Here is a 17,517-nt window from a genome sequence, read left to right on the forward strand (position 1 = left end):
GACCCGCGCCGGGCGTAGGCCACGGGGTATCGCCACCGCTCGCGGAGCCCTCCTCGCCATGCTCACCTCACCGACCTTTCTGGCGGTCACGGCCGTCTTCTTCGCGGCCTTCCTGCGTGGCATGGCGGGGTTCGGCTTTGCGCTCGCGGCGGTGCCGATCATCTCGCTGGTGCTGCCGCCGGCCGAGGCGGTGGCGATGGGCGTCCTGTTGCAGATCGTGGTCGGCTTCGGCGATCTGCGGACCCATCGCGGCCAGATCGACGCGCCGTCTCTGACCCGCTTGACCCTCGGCTCGCTCGTCGGCACGCCGGTGGGCCTCGTTGCGCTCACCGCGCTGAGCCCCGATGCAGCCCGAATCCTGATCGCCGCGGCGATCCTCGTGGGGCTGGCGCTGATCGCGCGCAAGGCACCGCCCGAGCCCCGGCCGCACAACGCGCTCGCGCTCGTCGCGGGGGTGGCCTCGGGCGCATTCTCGGGGCTCGCGGCGATTCCCGGCCCGCCCGCCGTCGCCTATTATCTCGGCACGGGCATCGATGCGGTGCGCACGCGCGCCTCGCTCCTGATTTTCTTCTTCATCGTCTCCGTGCTGGCCACGCCGGGCCTCATCCTTGCCGGGGCGATCAACGGCCGGACGCTGTGGCTGAGCCTGGTGTCGATTCCGGCGCTCTTCGCGGGCACCTGGCTCGGGACCGAGGCCTTCGCGCGGCTCGATCACGGCCAGTATCGCCGCGTGGCGATCATCGTCATGGCGCTCTCGGCCGTTCTGGCGGGCTGGCGCGGGGTATCGGCATATGTTTGACTTGGATTGGGGGCCGAGGGCCCCGCAACACGAAAGGCTTCGAGATGATCGAACGGATTGAGACCGGCACGCGGATGAGCAAGATCGTCAAACACAACGGCGTTGCCTATCTCTGCGGGCAGGTGGGCGAAGGCGCCACGGTGGCCGAGCAGACGCGCGATTGCCTCTCGCGGGTGGATGCGCTTTTGCAAAAGGCGGGCTCGTCGCGCGCCCAGATGCTTCAGGCGATCATCTGGCTGGCGGACATGTCCGATTTCGCCGAGATGAACGCGGTCTGGGATGCCTGGGTCCCCGAAGGGGCGGCACCCGCGCGGGCCTGCGGCGAGGCGAAGCTGGCGCGCGATGTGCTCAAGGTCGAGATCATCGTCACGGCCGCCTGCTGACCGGCGCAACGAGAAGGAGTTGAGCGATGAAAGTGATCGTCATGGGGGCCGGCGTTATCGGCGTGACCACGGCCTACTATCTCGCCAAGGCGGGGGCGGAGGTCACCGTGCTCGACCGCCAGCCGGGGGCGGGGCTGGAGACCAGCTACGCCAACGCGGGCGAGCTGAGCTACGGCATGACATCGCCCTGGGCCGCGCCGGGCATCCCGTTGAAAGCGGTGAAGTGGATGTTCATGAAGCGCCGCCCGTTCTTCATCTGGCCGCTCATCAGCCCGACGATGTGGGCCTGGTGCGCGCAGATGCTGCGCAATTGCAACGAAGAGAGCTACCGGATCAACAAGAGCCGGATGGTGCGCGTCTCCAACTATTCGCGCGACGTGATGTCCGAGCTCATCGCCGAGACCGGCATCGAGTATGACGGGCGCGAGCAGGGCACGCTCCAGCTCTTCCGGACGCAAAAGCAGCTCAAGGGCTCCAAGGCGGATCAGGACATCCTCGCCGAGTTCGGCTCGCCCTACGAGGTGCTCGATCCCGATGGCTGCATCGCCGCCGAGCCTGCGCTCGCGCAGGTGCGCGAGAAGTTCGTGGGGGGCTTGCGGCTTCTGGCCGACCGGACGGGCGATTGCCGGTTGTTCACCATCGCGCTGGCCGAAAAATGCGCCGAGATGGGCGTCGAGTTCCAGTTTGGCCAGACGATCCGCAGCATCGCCATCGAAAACGGCCGCGTGGCCGGCGTCGAGACGGAGATGGCCGGGCGGATCAGCGGCGATGCCTATGTCTGTGCGCTCGGGAGCTACGGGCCGCGTGTGCTGCGGCCGCTCGGGATCAAGCTGCCGGTCTATCCGGTCAAGGGTTACTCGGTCACGCTGCCGATCATGGACGAGGCCGCCGCGCCGCAATCGACGATCATGGACGAGACCCACAAGGTCGCGATCACGCGGCTGGGCGATCGCATCCGCGTGGCCGGGACGGCGGAAATCGCCGGCTATTCCAAGCGCCTCGGGCCTCATGCGACCGACACGGTGCGCCATGTGATCGGCGATCTCTTCCCCGGCGGGGGCGATTTGACGAAGGCCGAAGGCTGGACCGGCTTGCGCCCCATGACGCCGGACGGCACGCCCGTTCTCGGCCCGACGCAATACGACAACTTCTTTCTCAACACCGGCCACGGCACGCTGGGCTGGACCATGGCCTGCGGCTCGGGCCGCGCGGTGGCCGATGTGGTGCTGGGGCGCAAGCCCGAGATCGATTTCGACGGGCTCACGGCGGCGCGCTACAGCTAGGCCGCGCGCGGGAGCGGGCGCCGTGGGGCAGGGTCAGGTCGTCGGCGCGGCCTCGGCCTGCTGCGCGGTGGGCAGGAGCGGGACGAGCGCGCCGCGCTGCTGCACCACCGCCCGCGACAGCGCGCAGGCATAGCGGATGCCCACCGCCAGCGAATCCCCGGCCGCGTGGCGCGCGAAGACCCCGGCGTTGAAGCTGTCCCCGGCGGCGGTCGTGTCGACCACCTCCTCGGCGGGGGTGACGGGGATCTCCCCCTGCTGCGCGGTCTCGGAATAGAACACCGGATCGCGCCCGTTCTTGACGATCACCGTGACCGCGCCCGCCTGCTGATAGCGCCGGGCGGTGGCGGCGGGATCGGCGTCGTCAAACCAATCGGCCTCGTCCTCGAATGACGGCAGCACGATATCGCTGACCGCGGCCCCGCGCATGATCTCCCCGGTCATCTCGCTGTCCGAGCTCCAGAGCCTCCGGCGCAGGTTGGGGTCGAAGGCGATGGTCTTGCCGCGCGCGCGCGCCTCGCTCAGGGCGGTCAGCAGCCGGTCGCGGCCGTCCTGCGGCAGGATCGCGAGGGTGATGCCGGAGAAGTAGATCACGTCGCTCATCGCCATGGCCGTCTCCAGCGCGGCGGGGTTGTCCGCCAGGGTGCGCGCCGCGGATTGCCCGCGCCAGTAGGAAAAGCTCCGCTCGCCCTGATCGAGCGAAATGAGATAGAGCCCGACCGTCTGGCCCTTGGCGATGGCGAGGTGGCGCGTGTCGATGCCGCTCACGCGCATGAAATCGGCCATCTGCCCGGAGATCGCGTCATCGCCCACCGCGCTGAGGTAGCTCACAGCCACATCAGGCGCGCAGCGGGCAAGGTACCACGCCGTGTTGAACGTATCGCCCGCAAAGCCCAGCCGATACTCGCCCTCACCCGACGTGGGGGCCAGCTCGGCCATGCACTCTCCGATCGCCAAAAATCGCATCGTCTCGTCGCCTCAGGAAAACAGCATTCCGCCATTGATATCGATATTTGCGCCGGTGATGAAAGCGCTATCGTCACAGGCGAGGAACAAGACGAGGTTCGCGGCGTCATCCACGTGGCCCTGTCTCTTGAGAGGCGCGCTGGCCTCGAAGCCGCGGCGGCCCGCGTCGGGCGTGTGGATATTATGGAAATCGGTGTCGATCATGCCGGGGCAGAGCGCGTTGACGCGGATCTCGGGGCCGAGCTCCTTGGCCAGCGCGCGCGTCATGGTCATCACCGCGCCTTTCGACGTGGCATAGGCGACCGCGCCCGGCCCGCCGCCATCGCGCCCGGCTTGCGAGGCGAGGTTGACGATGGTCCCTTGCGTCATGTGGGCAAGGCAGGCCTTGGTCATCATGAAGGTCGAGGTGAGGTTGAGCGTCATCACCGCGTCCCAATGGGCCAGATCCATCTCGGCGACGGTCTTGCGCGCGATCAGCCCGCCCGCGTTGTTCACCAGGATATCGATCGACCCGAAAGCCTCCAGCGCCGCCGCCACGAGCCCGTCGACCCCGGCCTGGGTGTTGAGATCGGCACGCACGGCGATCGCCCGCCCGCCGGCGCTCTCGATCTCGGCCACGACCTTGTCCGCGCCCTTGGAGCTTTCGAAATAGCTGAGCGCGACGCTGGCGCCCTCGGCCGCCAGTTTGCGGGCCACCGCCGCGCCGATATCGCGCCCGGCGCCGGTGACGATGGCTGTTTTTGAAGCAAGTTTCATGGTTGTCATCCCCTGTGCCGCCCGTTGGTTCGGGCGGTTTGCATTACCGTTCAAGTGTCATGAAATAGTCGAAGATCTCGGGCACGTTGCCCGGCCCGAGCCCCGCATCGACGGCGGCCTGGAGGTTGTGAGAGGTGCCTTCGGCGATCTCGGCGCGCAGGCCCATGTCCTCGGCCATCTTGAGAAAATAGCCAAGGTCCTTGTTGGCATTGTCGATCGAAAAGCCCAGATCGCTGACCCCATCCACCGCGTAGTTCTTGCAAAAGCCCATGAAGGGCGAGTTGGACGGGCCGGAGGACATGATCTCGTAGAGCTGGCCCCGGTCGATTCCGGCGCGTTCGGCCACGGCAAAGGCCTGGCTCATGGTGCAGACGGTCGTCATCCCCATGAAATTGTTGATCAGCTTGGTCACGTGGCCCGCCCCGAGCGCGCCGAGGTAGAATACGTTTTCGCCCATCTCGTCCAGCACGGGCTTGACCCCGTCGAAGGTGGCCCGGTCGCCCGCCGCCATGATGTTGAGCAGCCCGTCCTTGGCATGGGCCGGGGTGCGGCCGAGGGGGGCGTCGATCATGCCCGCGCCTTTGGCGGCGAGATCGGCGCCGATCTTGCGGGTGGACGAGGGGATCGAGGTGCCGAAATCGATCAAGACGTTGCCTTCGGAGATCCCCGCGAGCAGCCCGTCCTCGCCATAGACCACCGCTTCGACCACGTCCGATGTGGTGAGGCAGAGCATGACGATATCGCTCGCTTCGGCCACGGCCTTGGGTGAGGTCGCCGCGCGGGCATTGCCGCGCGCAAGGACGGCGGCGACGGCGGCGTCGTCGAGGTCCATCACGACGAGCTCGATCCCCCGGTTCTGCAGGTTCTCAACCATGTTGCCTCCCATGAGGCCAAGGCCGATGAAGCCGATGACGGGTTTGGTCATGATGCGCTCTCCAGTTATTTTACGGTGGCGGGATCCGCCGGATCAGACGAAGTCTTCGCGATGAGGCGTGAAGACATCGAGCAGCGTGCCGGCCTCGAGGCAGGTCGCGCCGTGGACGATGTCGGGCTGTTTGTAGAGGGAGTCACCGGGGCCGACGACATAGGTCTGGTCGCCCACGGTGAATTCGAACTTGCCGGACATGACGTAGGTGATCTGTTCGTGGCGGTGATGGTGCAGGGGGGCGGTGGTGCCGGCCTCGAAGTGGACCTCGACCACCATCAGGTTGTCGTCATGGGCGCCGACCTTGCGCGAGAGTCCGTCCGCGACGGTCTCCAGCTTGCCTTCGCTGGTGGGGAAATAATTCTGAATGCTCATGTCTGTCTCCGCGCGTCAGGTATTTGCCAGTTTCTTCATCACGATCTTGAACGTGTTCTCGTCGGGATCGGTGAAGTAGAGATCCGCATCATATCCCTGATCGTCCATGAAGTTGAAAACCCGTTTGGGTGCGTCGAGCCGGTAGGGCACGAGCAGGGTCGCGATGCGGTGCCGGGTCGCGGCGGGATAGGCCGCGGTGAGGCAGGTGCTCACCGGCAGCCCTTCGTAGTCGGCGGGCTCGACATCTGTAAACTCGGTTTTTTGGGTGATCGTCGGCTTGCCGGCCTCGGACCAGACCACCTGCCCGTAGAACCCGGCGCGGGTCTGGGTGTTGCGGAAGGAGGATTTGCCGAGCTCGAAAGGCTGGTTGGCGTGCAGGAGCCATTCGACCGTGACCGGCGCGTCCGCATCGACCGTATCGACGATGACGAAGTAGGAATTGCGCACGAAATAGATCTCGCGTTCGGCGCGGCTCACCTCGGGCGTCAGAATCCGGTAGGCCGGGGTCGCATCGCCGCGGATGTAGATGTGATCCTCCCGGGTTTCGGCATCGAGGATCCGGCCCGTGGCGGCGAGCGCCTTGGCCTTGTCGCGCTCGGCATACTGGCCGTTGCCGTTGATCAAGATCGCGTTTTTCGAGCGCGTCTGCCGGCGCCAGTTGCGGTGCATCGAGGAGTTGAAGGCGACGTAGTGGCCCGACTGGACCGCCAGATCCTCGCCATAGGCCGCGAGGCAGAAGGCGTTCTGATCGCCGTGGCTGTGGCTCACCGATCCGAAGCGGGAGGATTTGAACACCAGCTGGATGTGGTTGTCGGGATCGTCCATCGCATGCTGGACCCCGACCCAGCCGATGCCGCGGAAATGGCGCAGCCCGCCCGCGGGGGGCGTGGCCTCGACCACGGGGAAATCGGTCTGGAACACCAGCTCGTCGAAATTCGTGTCCCACCAGCCCCAGTTGTAGAACGCGCCCTCGGTGCCCGGATTGAGCCGGAGGTTTTCCTCGCAATACCACTGGTATTCGCCCTTGCCGGTGGCCCCGGCGAGCTGGCGCAGGTTGAGCCCGGTCTTGATGCCGGGCAGATCGCCTTGGGTGCTGTCGTCGCCGAAGGTGGCGCGACGGGTGTTTGGCGCCTTGCAGAATAGCGGGAAGTCGCCGGTGTTTTGCAAGAACGGGCGCTGGTAGAGGTCAATGCCGGTGTAGGATTTGAGCCGGTTGGCGGCGTCGATGAGATAGGCGATGCCCATCATCCAGTAATTCGTGCCCTCGGCCCAGCCGCCGTCGCTGTCGCCCCAGGGGCTGTAAACGGTCATCAGGAATTCGATGGAATAGTTGAGCCAGTCGCGCGCCTCGTCGGCCTCGTCATCGCCCAAAAGCGCGATGCAGGCAGGCACGAGCACGAGCGAGACCGAGCGCACCGCGTGGCTGTCATAGGGAAAGAGGTGGATCTTGGCGTTCTGGATCGCGTGCTCCGCGATATCGCGCGTGCGTTCCAGAAGGGCGGCCCGGACGGCGCGGCGCTCGTCCTCGCTCAGATCGTCATGCAGCCAGTCATAGCCCCAGGCCAGCGCGTTGCAGACCCGGTAGGCCCATTCGTCGGTATAGGCGCGCGAGGTCACGCCCGTCGGATCCCATCCGGCCAGCTCCAGCAGCCACGCGCGCGCGCGCGCCGTCATCTCGGCATCGCCGGTGACGCGCCCGCCGATGGCGAGGTGGCGGATCGCGTACCAGGCCTCCTGCAGATCGATATAGGTCTGGCGCCAGACCGGGGCGGTGCGCTGGTGATCGGGGTAGCCGGCCGGCTCGCGCATCACCTCGCGGTCCATCCATGGCAGGACAGACTTTTCGTAGAACGTCGACCAGGAACAATGGCCCGGATCGGCGGCGACGGCGGTCTTGAACGCGGCCAGTCGGTCCGAGGTGAGCCACAGCCGGGGATGATCGGTCGCGACCTTGGCCAGGCGCGCGCTGCGCAGCGCAAGCGGTGTCTCGGGCAGGCCTTCGGCGACGGTGAAGCTGCGGGTGCTGCTCCACCCGCTGGAGGGGGTGCGGCGTTCGGCGTCCCATGTGGCGTAGGACCAGTGATAGGTCCCCGGCTCAAGCGGCGTGTCGGGGGTGAAGAAGTTATGCGGCAGCCCGTCATAGACCCGGGTGCGGGCCTTGGGAAATTTCGGATCGGCCGAGATCCGCAGCACATAGGCGGCCTCGTCATCCACCACCGGGATCCAGCTGAACCGGGGCGGGTTTTCCACGATATCGGTCTGCGGCGTCGGCGCGTACTGGATCGTCAGCCGGCCGGCCTTGGGTTCATCGAGGGGGGGGAGGGGCTCTGCCAACATGGGTCTCTGGGTCCGCTGCATCATTGGGTCAAGGAGCCGGGGCGACGAGGAGAGCCGCCCCGGCAGGCGAGAAACGGGTCAGCCGCCGTATTGGCGCTCGTAGGCCGATTGCATGACCTCGAGCAGGTCCTGCATGCCCATGCCGTCAAGCTGGGCGATGTAGCCGTCCCAATCCGCCATCACGTCGCCATTGCCGAGGATCCAGCTCTGCTGGCGCTCCAGCATGTAGTCGCGGATGCTGCCCCATGTGCGGTCATAGACCTTCTGCTCGTCCTCGGTGAAGGCAACCCCGAGGAAGTCGGGGATCAGGTAGTCGCCCTGGTCATAGAGCTCGATCCCGGCCTTGGCGAACTCGTTGGTCCATTGCCATTCGTAGGCGTAGTCCATGTAGTATCCGCGCGCCTGAAGCTGGGCGCCGGCCTGATAGAGCGAGCGGTTGACCGGGCCCTGATCGAGGAAGGCCTGGGTGAAGACGGGCGCGCCATCGACCATCTCGTAGTGTTCGCCCTCGACGCCGAAGTTGGCCAGACGGCGGCCTTCTTCGGAGAAGAAGAAGTCGAAGTAGCGGATCGTCTCGACCGGGTGCTCGTTGGTGTAGCCGATGGCCCAGCCGTCGGGTTTGACGAGGATGCGGCGATGCTCCTCGACCCGTTTACCCGAGACGGACGCGGGCGGGACGAAGGCCTCGAAGCGGAAGCCCTCGATCTCGCTCGACAAGCGGTTGTAGCCGCCGGTGGAGGCGAACCAGTCGTGGGTCGAGCCGCCGAGGTTCTCGGAGAGCAGGAAGTCGCGCGCCGAGGATCCCCGGGTGAAGATTTCCGCGTCGATCAACCCGTCGGCGTACCAGCGCGCGAGGTTGCTGATCCCGTCGCGATAGCCTTCGCCGATGTAGCCGTGGCTGATCTTGCCGTCTTCGACGAGGAAATCGTGATAGGTGTCCGAGCCGTGGGCGCGCCCGTCCCAGAGTGTCACCAGCCGGATCAGCTCGGGCCACTGGCGGACGAAGAACGGCACTTCGTCGGCCTCGCCATTGCCGTTGGGGTCCTGGGTCTTGAAGGCCCGCAGGACGGCTTCGTACTCCTCCACGGTCTGCGGCATCTCAAGGCCGAGCGCGTCGAGCCAATCGGTCCGGATCCAGTAGGCCCGGCCATATTTCCCGTCAGGCAGGTAGGGGATGTAGTACATCTGGCCATCCGCGGCCTTGACCGCCGCCTCGATGTCGGGGCGCTCGGCATAATAGGCGGCGATGTTGGGCGCGTGCTCGGCGATCAGGTCGTTGAGCGGGACAAAGGCGCCCTCGGGCCCGTACTGGTTGACGAAATCGCGGATCCGGCTCGATCCGACGATATCGGGGATGTCGCCCGAGGCCAGCATCAGGTTGAGCGCCTCGGTTCGGCCGGTGTTCTCATCGGTGCGCATGTTGGCGCCGACGGTGTCGTTGATCAGATGAATACCGGTCATCTCGCGCGCGACCCGCTCCACCGGCCAGTCCTCTTCGTAGACCGGATAGCGGGCGTGGTTCATCTGGATGGTCAGCTCCAACGGCTCCTCCACGATCCGCAGGTGATCATCGGCGATGGCCGGTGTCGTTATGGCGCTGCCTGTCAGCAGAGCAGCCGCTAGGGTCAGTCTACGCATCAGATTTCCTCCCATGTGCGTATTCTTCATTCCTTCACACCTCCGAGCAGGATGCCCTTCTCGAAGTATTTCTGGATAAACGGGTAGACGATCAGCACAGGCACGATCGAACAGACGATGATCGCCGCGGTCACGGTCTCGGCGCTGAAGCCCGCCTCGGTTTGGACAATGGCGAATTCGTCGTTGTCGCTGAGGTTGGAGATGGTGTGGCGCAGGAAGACCTGAAGCGGGATTTTCTCTTCCGACTGCAGCAGCACCATGGCCCAGAAGAACCCGTTCCAGCGCGACACGATGCAAAACAGCGTGATCGTGGCGATGGCGGGTTTGCTGAGCGGGACGAAGACCTTCCACAGCACCTGGAAATCATTTGCCCCATCCATCCGGGCCGCCTCCTCGAAGCTCTGGGGGATCGCCTCGAAGAAGTTGCGCAGCAGGATGATGTTGAAGGCGTTGACTGCGAAGGCGAGGATGATGCCGAACATGCTGTCGAGAAGCCCCAGATCGCGCATGTTGAGGAAGAACGGGATCAGGCCCGCGTTGAACCACATGGTAAAGGCGATGAAGAGGTTGAAGGCTCTGCGGCCCTTGAGCTGCGGGCGCGACAGGGCGTAGGCGCCGGGGATGATGAACATCAGCGACATGATCGTCCCGCCGATGGTGTAGATGAAGGTGTTGCGGTAGCTGATCCAGAATTGCGGATCATTGAGGATGAAGCCGTAGGCCTCCAGCGTCGCGCCAATCGGCGTCAGCACGACCTTGCCGGCCTGCGCTGCGAAGCCCGAGCTGAAGGACACCGCCGCGATGTAGATGAAGGGGTAGAGGGTCGCGACGGTGAACATGCCGATCAGCACCGAGACCACGATGGCGAAGATCTTGTCGCCGCGGGAATAGAGGTTCCATTTCATCATTGGTCCGGCCTCCTACCAGAGCGACGTGCGCGAGAAGCGGCGCGACAGGGTGTTTGCGGTCATCACCAGAACAAAGGCGACAACGGCGTTGAACAGGCCCGCCGCGGCGGCGAGATCGTATTGCCCGGACTGAAGCCCCTGGCGGTAGACCCAGGTGTTGACGACGTCGGCGGTCTCGTAGGTGGCGGGCTGATAGAGCAGGATGACCAGCTCGAACGACACTTCCATGATGTTGCCGATGCGGATGATCAGCATGATCAGGATCGTCGGCAGGATCGAGGGGACCGTGATCCGCCACATCATCTGCCAGCGGTTGGCGCCATCGACCACCGCGCTCTCATAGAGCGAGGGGTTCACCCCGGCGATGGCCGCGAGGAAGACGATCGAGCCGAAGCCGGCTTCCTGCCAGATCCCGGTGCCCACGAAGATGGGCCGAAACCATTCGGGCTGGGTCAGGAAATAGACCGCATCGAAACCCAGCCAGTCCAGCACGGTGTTGACGATGCCGGCGGTGGGGGAGAAGGCGGTGATGACGATGCCGGAGATGATCACCGAGGAGATGAAATGCGGCAGGTAGACGATCGTCTGGGCGGTGCGCTTGTAGGTGGCGTGCAGCACTTCGTTGAACATGAGCGCGAGGATGATCGGCGCGGGGAACCCGAACAGCAGGTTGTAGAAGCTGATCGTGATGGTGTTCTTGACCGCGCGCAGGAACTGGTCGTTGCTGAACAGGGTCTCGAAATGCTCCCAGCCGACCCACGGGCTCCCGGCGACGCCGCGGAAGATCGAATAATCCTTGAAGGCGATCTGGAGCCCGTACATCGGTTTGTAGAGGAAGACGATGAACCAGATGATCGTCGGCAGCAGCATCAGGTAAATCTGCCATTCGCGGCGCAGATGATCCCAAAGGCGGGTCCAGCTCGTCTCGCCCCGGCGGGCGGGGCTGCGGTCGCGCAGGGCCTCCTTGGCTTCGATCACCACCTCTTCGATGGGGATGCCGCCCACGTCGGTGTTGCGGTCAGTCATCGGCTCAGCTCCCCAGGCTCAGGGCCTGGCCCGTCGTCGCATCGAAGAGCTTGACGAGATGCGCGGGCACATGGACTTCGCCGACCCCGGAGAGGTGGTGGATGTCGCCCCGGGTCTCGGCCTTGAAGACGAGATTGCTCTCGCCGTGGCGCGCGTGCAGCAGCGCCTCCGAGCCCAGCGGTTCGACCAGATCGAGCGCGATCGGCAGGGCCGAGGTCGCCTCTCCGGGCGAGAGACTGACATGTTCGGGCCGAATGCCGAGGATCACGTCGCGCCCGGTTTGGGCACTGCTGACCCCGTTCAGGCGGATCGTCGCATCGCCCACCCGGGCGCCGCTGTCGGTCAGGGTGGCTTTCATCTGGTTCATCGGCGGCGAGCCGAGGAAGCCCGCAACGAAGGTGTTGGCGGGGTTGTTGAACAGCTCCATCGGCGTGCCGACCTGCTCGATGCGCCCGTCGTTCATCACGACGATCCGGTCCGCCAGCGTCATCGCTTCGACCTGATCATGGGTGACGTAGATCGAAGTGACGCCGAGGCGGTTGTGCAGCCGCTTGATCTCGGCGCGCATCTGGGTGCGCAGCTTGGCATCGAGGTTCGAGAGCGGCTCGTCGAAGAGAAATACCTTGGGATGGCGGACAATGGCCCGGCCCATCGCAACCCGCTGACGCTGGCCGCCGGAAAGATCGGCGGGGCGGCGGTCGAGATAGGGCGTCAGTCCGAGGACCTCGGCGACATCATCGATCGTCGTTTTGATCTCATCCTTTGGCGTTTTGCGGATGCGCAGCCCAAAGGCCATGTTCTCGGCCACGTTGAGGTGCGGGTAGAGCGCGTAGTTCTGGAACACCATCGCCACGTCGCGGTCCTTGGGGGCCACGCGGTTCATCCGCCGCCCGTCGATCCAAAGATCGCCGTCGGTGATCTCCTCCAGCCCCGCGACCATGCGCAGGGTCGTGGATTTGCCGCAGCCCGAAGGCCCGACGAGCACGACGAACTCTTTTTCAGCCACGGTCAGGTCAATACCATGAACAACCTGTAAAGCGCCGTAAGCCTTTACGATCCCATCTAAAGTTACTCCAGACATGGCCCCTCCCGTTGGCTGCAGATGCTGGGTGGGCTCTTGCGAGCGAATCACCCTGCTACATCTGGTATACTAGTATTTGTCTGGCTTTCATAGACTGGTATACTAGTCTCGCTCATGGTAGGGAGAAACAAAGACAGGCTTGAAGGACAGCAAAAGATGGCAAATACAACGGTTCTCACGGAGCGGCGGACCGCTGTGGATGATGTGTTCGACCACCTGCACGCGCAGATCTCGACCTTGCAGCTCAAGCCGGGAGACCGGATTTCCGAGGCGGAGATCGCCGCGCAATTCGGCGTCTCCCGCCAGCCGGTGCGCGATGCCTTCAGCCGGCTCGCCAACATGGACCTGCTCCTTATCCGGCCGCAGCGCGCGACCGTGGTGCGGCGCTTCTCGGCCCGCGCGATAGAGAAGGCGCGGTTCATCCGTACGGCGATCGAGAAAGAGGTCCTTGTGCGCGCGTCGGCGCGGTGCGATGCGGCGGGGGCAGCCCGCCTGACCGCGGCGCTCAACGCGCAGGAAGAGGTCGTCTCGCGGGGCGACTACGATGCCTTCGGCCCGCTCGATTACGAGTTTCACCACACCCTGTGCGAGATCGCGGGCGCCGACTATGCCTTTGATGTCATTCTCGAAGAGAAGGCCAAGGTCGACCGGCTCTGCATGCTTGGCCACCAGAAGGAACAGCGCCTGCCGGATCTCGTCGCGGACCATCACGCGATCGCCGATGCGGTGATCGGCCACGATGCCGCCGCCGCGCTGGCCGCCGTCACGATCCACCTGTCCCGGCTCGATGAGACCATCGAACGGATCAAGGCCTCCAATGCCAACTATTTCGACAACACCGGCGACTGACCCGATCGCCCAACGACGCGCCCGGTTTTCGCGGCGAGAGCACAGCACATGACCGATCATTCACCGTCCGATCCCGCATCCTCCGGGCCGGGGGCCAGGGATGTCTTTGCCCTCGCCTGGCCGATGACGCTCAAGGCGCTGTTCCTGCACGGAACCATCGTCATCGACGGGCTGCTCCTCTCCCCCCTGGGCGAGGAGGCCCTGGCGGCGATGGGGCTCGCCACCGCGCTGGGCGGCATCGCGCTCGGTGTCATCTTCGCCTTTTCCCATGCGATGCAGATCCGCACGGCGCAGGCCTACGGCGTCGGCGACCGGGTGTTTCTCAAATCGGCACTGGTCTCGGGGGGCGTCCTGAGCCTCGGTATCGGGGTGATCGGGGTCCTCGCGATCAACCTCGCGGCCGGGCCGCTGGTCGCGCGCCTCGCCCCAAGTGCCGTGGTGGCGAGCCAGGCGCAGACCTATCTCGCGATCTTCTCCATCGTCATTCTGGGCGAGGCCATCGGGCAGGGAATCGCGAGCTTTTTCAACGGCTGCGGCCAAACCAAGCTGCCGCTCTACGGGTATCTCATCTCCGTTCCGGTCAACGTGCTGACCACGGTTGCGCTGGTGCATGGGCTCTGGGGTCTGCCCGCGCTCGGCGTGGCCGGAGCGGCGACGGGCAGCGCGCTCGCCATCAGCCTCCAGACGGCGTTCTGGTGTGTCCTCGCCGCGCGCCGCTACGGCTATCTGCGCCGTGTGGAGGGCTGGCGCAACGGCGCCTTCGGCCCGACGATCCGGCGGCACCTCGGCTTTTCCCTGCCCATCGCGGCGACTTTCGTCAGCGCGACGGTGGCGACCCATGTCTGCTCGCTGTTCTATGCCAAACTGCCGCTGAACGCCTTCGCGGCGCTGACCCTGATCGCGCCCTGGAACCTGCTCGCCGGGCAGGTCTCGATGCAATGGACCCAAGCCACCGGCATTCTCGTCGCCCAGCTCATCGGCCGGCGGACCCCGCCCGAGGTGTTGGACCGGTTCCTCTCACGCGCCTGGGCAGGGGCCTTTGTCGCCGCCGCTGTGGTCGCGGCGGTCTTCTTGGTGATGTGCTTCTCGCTCGACCTGATCTACCCCGATCTGGAGCCCGAGACCCGCGCGATCCTCTTCGGGTTCCTGCCGATTCTGCTGATCATCCAGTTCCCCCGCGCGACCAACGCGATCTGCGGCAACACCCTGCGCGCGGCGGGCGATACGGTCTATGTGATGCATATTTTCGTCTGGAGCCAATGGGCGTTTCGCGTCCCCGCGACCGCGCTGTTCGTGCTCTATTTCGAGCTTCCGGCCTTCTGGATCCTGTCACTCTTCCTGTGGGAAGAGGTCCTGAAATTCCCCGCCTTCCACGGCCGCCTCTGGCGCGGCGACTGGAAACGCTCGGATGTCTCTTCCTAGGGGGGCAGACGCGCCCCCCTATGACAGGCCGCGCCTAGCCCGGTTGCCGTTCGGCCCAGCCGGCGAAGACGCGTTCGAGCGCCACCACGATGTAGTAGAGCAGGATGCCGAGCGCGGCGAGTGCGATCAGGACGGCGAACATCAGCGGGTAGTCGGAGTTGGTCTTGCCGCTGTCGAACAGCGCGCCGAGTCCGCGCCCGTGGGGACTCACGATTTCCATCAGGTTGGTGCCGATAAAGGCCAGCGTCACCGCGACCTTGAGCGCGCCGAAGAACTCCGGCAGCGTCTTGGGCAGGGCGATTTTCCAGAAGATCGTCGCTTGTGAGGCACCAAGCGCGCGCAAGATATCGCGGTATTCCGGCTCCAGCGTGCTCAGCCCGATCGACACCGAAACGGCGATCGGGAAGAAGGAAATCATGAAGGCGATGAGTACCGTGTTGAAATCATGCGCGCCCACGAACATGAGCGCCACGATGGGCACGACCGTCGCCTTGGGGATCGCGTTGAAGCCGACCAGCAGCGGGTAGAGCGCGTCGCGCATGGTGCGCGAAAAGCCCATGACCATCCCGATGCCGACCCCGACCACGATGGCGAGCAACAGCCCCAGCACCGTGCGCCAAAGCGTCTGCCAGCCCATGACGAGGAAGAGCTCCCAGTAGCGCACATAGGCGGGCCAGAGGTCCGACGGCGAGGCCATCTTGTAGTTCGGCCAGCCGTTGATCCAGACCAGCGCCTCCCACAGCGCAAGGAAAATCAGCATCGCGAGGGCGGGCACGGCGATCTTGCGCAGGGTCCCGGTCATGCGGTGGCCTCCGGTGCGGTCTGGGGTGCGCGGCCCTGGGCGATCTCGATCTCGTGGCGCAGGATATTGAGCCGCTCGGCGGCCTCGGGCGTGTAGAGGTCATCAAGGCTCGGGGCCGTCTGGCGCGCGATGGTCATGACGTGCTGGGTCCGGGCCGGGCGGCCGGAGAGCACCACGACCTGATCCCCGAGGAAGATCGCCTCGCGCAGGTCATGGGTGATGAGGATGGCCGTGAAGGGCTCCTGCGCCTTGACCTCGTGCATCGTCTGCCAGAGGTCCTCGCGGGTGAAGGCATCGAGCGCGCCGAAGGGCTCGTCGAGGATGAGCACGTCGGGTTTGTGGACCAGCGCGCGGCAGAGCGAGGCGCGCTGGCGCATCCCGCCCGAGAGCTCGGAGGGGCGCTTCTCTTCGAACCCGTCCAGCCCGACCAGCGCCAGAAGGTAGCGCGCGCGCTCCTCGGCGGCCTTGCCGCGCAGGCCCCCGGGGACGATCTCCAGCGGAAGCATGACGTTCTTCAGGATCGTCCGCCATTCGAGCAGGACCGGGTTCTGAAACGCCATGCCGACGGTGGCGCGGGGGCTCTTCACCTGCTGGCCGTGCAGCCAGACCTCGCCGTGATCGGGGCGCATGAGCCCCGCAACGAGGCGCGTCAGGGTGGATTTGCCGCAACCGGACGGGCCGACGACGGCGCAAAAGCCGCCCTCGTCCACCGAAAGCTCCAGCCCGTCGAGGACCGGTAGCGGCCCGCTCGCGGTGTCATAGGCGTGGCGCACGCCCTTGATGTCGATGAGATGGGTCATGATCTGTCTGGCCGGGAGCCGCGCGGGGCCGCTCCCGGCACTTGCCTCATTTCAGCGCGAAGCCGCCTTCGGGAAGGTAGGCATCGGTGAAGTAGAGGCTCGCATCGGGCGCGCTTTGATACTCGTAGACGGTGCCGATCTGCTCCAGCGCGCTCTCCATCCGCGCCGTGTCGATCCCGCCCATGCCGTTTTCAAGGGTGAAATCGGTGACCACATTGGCCTCGATCGCAAGCTCCAGACGGCGCTGTTCGAGCGCGGAATCCGCGGCCGGGTTGCGCGCCAGCAGCGCGGGCATGACCGAGGCCGGATCCGCGATGGCATCTTTCCAGCCGGCGGCGACCGCCTTGAGGAAGCCCTCGATGATGTCCGGGTTTTCGGCGGCGAACTCGGTGTTGACGATCACCGCGTTGCCATAAAGATCCAGCCCGTAATCGGCCATCAGCAAGGTCGAGATGTCATCCTCGGGTACGCCAAGCCGCACCAGGTTCAGGTAGGAGCTGAAGGAAAACCCGGTGATGGAGGCCACGTTGCCCTCGGCAAGCATCGGCTCGCGCGTCGGGAAGCCCACAGGCTCGACCGTGATCTTTTCCATGTCGAGGCCGTTCTCGGCCGCGAAGATCGGAAACTGCGCCCAGGCGCCGTCGGGGGGCGGCGCGCCGAGCACCTTGTTTTCCAGATCGCCCGGGGTCTCGACGCCAAGCGATTTGCGCCCGATCACGGCGAAGGGCGGCTTGTCATAGACCATCATCGCCGCGATCACCGGCGCGCCGGGGTTCTGATCGAGGAATTTCACGAGGCTGTTGATATCGGCGAAGCCCACGGGATAGGCGCCGGTGGCCACTTTCGGAATCGCATCGAGCGAGCCGGACCCGGCGGTAATCTCGACCGAGAGCCCCTCGGCTTCGAAATGGCCGTTGTCGATGGCTGCGAAATAGGGAGCGGCGGGGCCTTCGAACTTCCAGTCGAGCGCAAAGGCCACGTCGGTTGTATGATCATCGGCCATGGCGCCGGTTGCCGCCAGCGACAGCGCTGCGAATGCGCGAAATAACATGTGGTCTGTCTCCTCTTGTGTCGGGCGGAGGCTAGCAGGTCGGGCGCAACCTGCCAATTATTTGATGCAATATTGTGCATGGGGCCGACTTTGCCCATTCCTTGGGCGAAACCGGGCGG

General features: G+C 65.4%; 17 protein-coding genes. 5 read left to right on the top strand and 12 right to left on the bottom strand.

Annotated features, from left to right (window positions below; genetic code table 11):
* Nucleotides 1-58 precede the first annotated feature (58 nt).
* Genes BM353_RS12620 through BM353_RS12630 form a run of 3 tightly spaced genes read left to right on the top strand, consistent with a single transcriptional unit; the run spans nt 59 to nt 2,465 of the window.
* Nucleotides 59-799, top strand: coding sequence for a sulfite exporter TauE/SafE family protein (locus tag BM353_RS12620; protein WP_092081434.1), 741 nt, complete (start codon nt 59-61; stop codon nt 797-799).
* Nucleotides 800-843: 44 nt separating this feature from the next.
* On the top strand, nt 844-1,182 hold the full coding sequence (locus BM353_RS12625) for a RidA family protein (protein ID WP_092081436.1): 339 nt from the start codon (nt 844-846) through the stop codon (nt 1,180-1,182).
* Nucleotides 1,183-1,208: 26 nt separating this feature from the next.
* Complete coding sequence (locus BM353_RS12630; RefSeq protein WP_092081438.1) at nt 1,209-2,465, top strand: D-amino acid dehydrogenase; 1,257 nt, start codon at nt 1,209-1,211, stop codon at nt 2,463-2,465.
* A gap of 33 nt (nt 2,466-2,498) precedes the next feature.
* Here the strand turns inward: BM353_RS12630 and BM353_RS12635 are convergent, their stop codons facing one another.
* From BM353_RS12635 to BM353_RS12675, 9 genes are all read right to left on the bottom strand, one after another.
* The gene (locus tag BM353_RS12635; RefSeq protein WP_092081440.1) at nt 2,499-3,428 is read right to left on the bottom strand and encodes a sugar kinase; all 930 of its coding nucleotides are present in this window, start codon (nt 3,426-3,428) and stop codon (nt 2,499-2,501) included.
* Between the two features lie 12 nt (nt 3,429-3,440).
* Nucleotides 3,441-4,184 carry an SDR family NAD(P)-dependent oxidoreductase gene (locus BM353_RS12640; protein ID WP_092081613.1) on the bottom strand — a complete coding sequence of 248 codons (744 nt, stop codon included), beginning with the start codon at nt 4,182-4,184 and terminating at the stop codon, nt 3,441-3,443.
* Between the two features lie 43 nt (nt 4,185-4,227).
* Nucleotides 4,228-5,109, bottom strand: a complete 882-nt coding sequence (locus BM353_RS12645; protein ID WP_092081442.1) for an NAD(P)-dependent oxidoreductase — start codon at nt 5,107-5,109, stop codon at nt 4,228-4,230.
* A 42-nt stretch (nt 5,110-5,151) separates the two neighbouring features.
* The gene (locus BM353_RS12650) at nt 5,152-5,484 is read right to left on the bottom strand and encodes a cupin domain-containing protein (RefSeq protein ID WP_092081444.1); all 333 of its coding nucleotides are present in this window, start codon (nt 5,482-5,484) and stop codon (nt 5,152-5,154) included.
* Nucleotides 5,485-5,499: 15 nt separating this feature from the next.
* Complete coding sequence (locus tag BM353_RS12655) at nt 5,500-7,821, bottom strand: DUF4962 domain-containing protein (protein WP_092081446.1); 2,322 nt, start codon at nt 7,819-7,821, stop codon at nt 5,500-5,502.
* 78 nt (nt 7,822-7,899) lie between these two features.
* Nucleotides 7,900-9,459: an extracellular solute-binding protein gene (locus BM353_RS12660; protein WP_092081614.1), complete on the bottom strand. Its 1,560-nt coding sequence runs from the start codon at nt 9,457-9,459 to the stop codon at nt 7,900-7,902.
* 26 nt (nt 9,460-9,485) lie between these two features.
* Nucleotides 9,486-10,367: a carbohydrate ABC transporter permease gene (locus BM353_RS12665; protein ID WP_092081448.1), complete on the bottom strand. Its 882-nt coding sequence runs from the start codon at nt 10,365-10,367 to the stop codon at nt 9,486-9,488.
* Nucleotides 10,368-10,379: 12 nt separating this feature from the next.
* Nucleotides 10,380-11,393, bottom strand: a complete 1,014-nt coding sequence (locus BM353_RS12670; RefSeq protein ID WP_092081450.1) for an ABC transporter permease — start codon at nt 11,391-11,393, stop codon at nt 10,380-10,382.
* Between the two features lie 4 nt (nt 11,394-11,397).
* Nucleotides 11,398-12,474 (bottom strand): ABC transporter ATP-binding protein, encoded by a 1,077-nt coding sequence (locus tag BM353_RS12675; protein WP_092081452.1) that lies wholly within the window; start codon nt 12,472-12,474, stop codon nt 11,398-11,400.
* A gap of 156 nt (nt 12,475-12,630) precedes the next feature.
* Between BM353_RS12675 and BM353_RS12680 the strand changes: the two genes are divergently transcribed.
* Nucleotides 12,631-13,323: a GntR family transcriptional regulator gene (locus BM353_RS12680; protein ID WP_092081454.1), complete on the top strand. Its 693-nt coding sequence runs from the start codon at nt 12,631-12,633 to the stop codon at nt 13,321-13,323.
* A 48-nt stretch (nt 13,324-13,371) separates the two neighbouring features.
* A complete protein-coding gene (locus BM353_RS12685; protein ID WP_092081456.1) occupies nt 13,372-14,745 on the top strand; it encodes an MATE family efflux transporter in 1,374 nt (457 codons plus the stop codon).
* Between the two features lie 34 nt (nt 14,746-14,779).
* On the opposite strand, the gene BM353_RS12690 is transcribed toward BM353_RS12685, so the two are convergent.
* Genes BM353_RS12690 through BM353_RS12700 form a run of 3 tightly spaced genes read right to left on the bottom strand, consistent with a single transcriptional unit; the run spans nt 14,780 to nt 17,398 of the window.
* Entirely contained in the window at nt 14,780-15,547 is a 768-nt protein-coding gene (locus tag BM353_RS12690) for an ABC transporter permease (RefSeq protein WP_092081458.1), read from the bottom strand.
* Nucleotides 15,544-16,347: an ABC transporter ATP-binding protein gene (locus tag BM353_RS12695; RefSeq protein WP_092081460.1), complete on the bottom strand. Its 804-nt coding sequence runs from the start codon at nt 16,345-16,347 to the stop codon at nt 15,544-15,546. Before BM353_RS12695 ends, BM353_RS12690 begins: the two co-directional genes overlap by 4 nt.
* Before the next feature lie 46 nt (nt 16,348-16,393).
* Nucleotides 16,394-17,398: an ABC transporter substrate-binding protein gene (locus tag BM353_RS12700; protein ID WP_092081462.1), complete on the bottom strand. Its 1,005-nt coding sequence runs from the start codon at nt 17,396-17,398 to the stop codon at nt 16,394-16,396.
* Nucleotides 17,399-17,517: the final 119 nt, after the last annotated feature.

This window comes from Poseidonocella sedimentorum (genome assembly GCF_900116005.1).
GTDB classification, from domain to species: Bacteria; Pseudomonadota; Alphaproteobacteria; order Rhodobacterales; family Rhodobacteraceae; genus Poseidonocella; species Poseidonocella sedimentorum.

Excerpts from the sequence above, each read along its gene's own strand:
- BM353_RS12660 (WP_092081614.1), bottom strand. The coding sequence starts at position 9,459 with ATGCGTAGACTGACCCTAGCGGCTGCTCTGCTGACAGGCAGCGCCATA.
- BM353_RS12640 (WP_092081613.1), bottom strand. The coding sequence starts at position 4,184 with ATGAAACTTGCTTCAAAAACAGCCATCGTCACCGGCGCCGGGCGCGAT.
- BM353_RS12690 (WP_092081458.1), bottom strand. The coding sequence starts at position 15,547 with ATGACCGGGACCCTGCGCAAGATCGCCGTGCCCGCCCTCGCGATGCTG.
- BM353_RS12635 (WP_092081440.1), bottom strand. The coding sequence starts at position 3,428 with ATGCGATTTTTGGCGATCGGAGAGTGCATGGCCGAGCTGGCCCCCACG.
- BM353_RS12700 (WP_092081462.1), bottom strand. The coding sequence starts at position 17,398 with ATGTTATTTCGCGCATTCGCAGCGCTGTCGCTGGCGGCAACCGGCGCC.
- BM353_RS12655 (WP_092081446.1), bottom strand. The coding sequence starts at position 7,821 with ATGTTGGCAGAGCCCCTCCCCCCCCTCGATGAACCCAAGGCCGGCCGG.
- BM353_RS12685 (WP_092081456.1), top strand. The coding sequence starts at position 13,372 with ATGACCGATCATTCACCGTCCGATCCCGCATCCTCCGGGCCGGGGGCC.
- BM353_RS12645 (WP_092081442.1), bottom strand. The coding sequence starts at position 5,109 with ATGACCAAACCCGTCATCGGCTTCATCGGCCTTGGCCTCATGGGAGGC.
- BM353_RS12670 (WP_092081450.1), bottom strand. The coding sequence starts at position 11,393 with ATGACTGACCGCAACACCGACGTGGGCGGCATCCCCATCGAAGAGGTG.
- BM353_RS12665 (WP_092081448.1), bottom strand. The coding sequence starts at position 10,367 with ATGATGAAATGGAACCTCTATTCCCGCGGCGACAAGATCTTCGCCATC.
- BM353_RS12650 (WP_092081444.1), bottom strand. The coding sequence starts at position 5,484 with ATGAGCATTCAGAATTATTTCCCCACCAGCGAAGGCAAGCTGGAGACC.
- BM353_RS12675 (WP_092081452.1), bottom strand. The coding sequence starts at position 12,474 with ATGTCTGGAGTAACTTTAGATGGGATCGTAAAGGCTTACGGCGCTTTA.
- BM353_RS12695 (WP_092081460.1), bottom strand. The coding sequence starts at position 16,347 with ATGACCCATCTCATCGACATCAAGGGCGTGCGCCACGCCTATGACACC.
- BM353_RS12620 (WP_092081434.1), top strand. The coding sequence starts at position 59 with ATGCTCACCTCACCGACCTTTCTGGCGGTCACGGCCGTCTTCTTCGCG.
- BM353_RS12625 (WP_092081436.1), top strand. The coding sequence starts at position 844 with ATGATCGAACGGATTGAGACCGGCACGCGGATGAGCAAGATCGTCAAA.
- BM353_RS12630 (WP_092081438.1), top strand. The coding sequence starts at position 1,209 with ATGAAAGTGATCGTCATGGGGGCCGGCGTTATCGGCGTGACCACGGCC.
- BM353_RS12680 (WP_092081454.1), top strand. The coding sequence starts at position 12,631 with ATGGCAAATACAACGGTTCTCACGGAGCGGCGGACCGCTGTGGATGAT.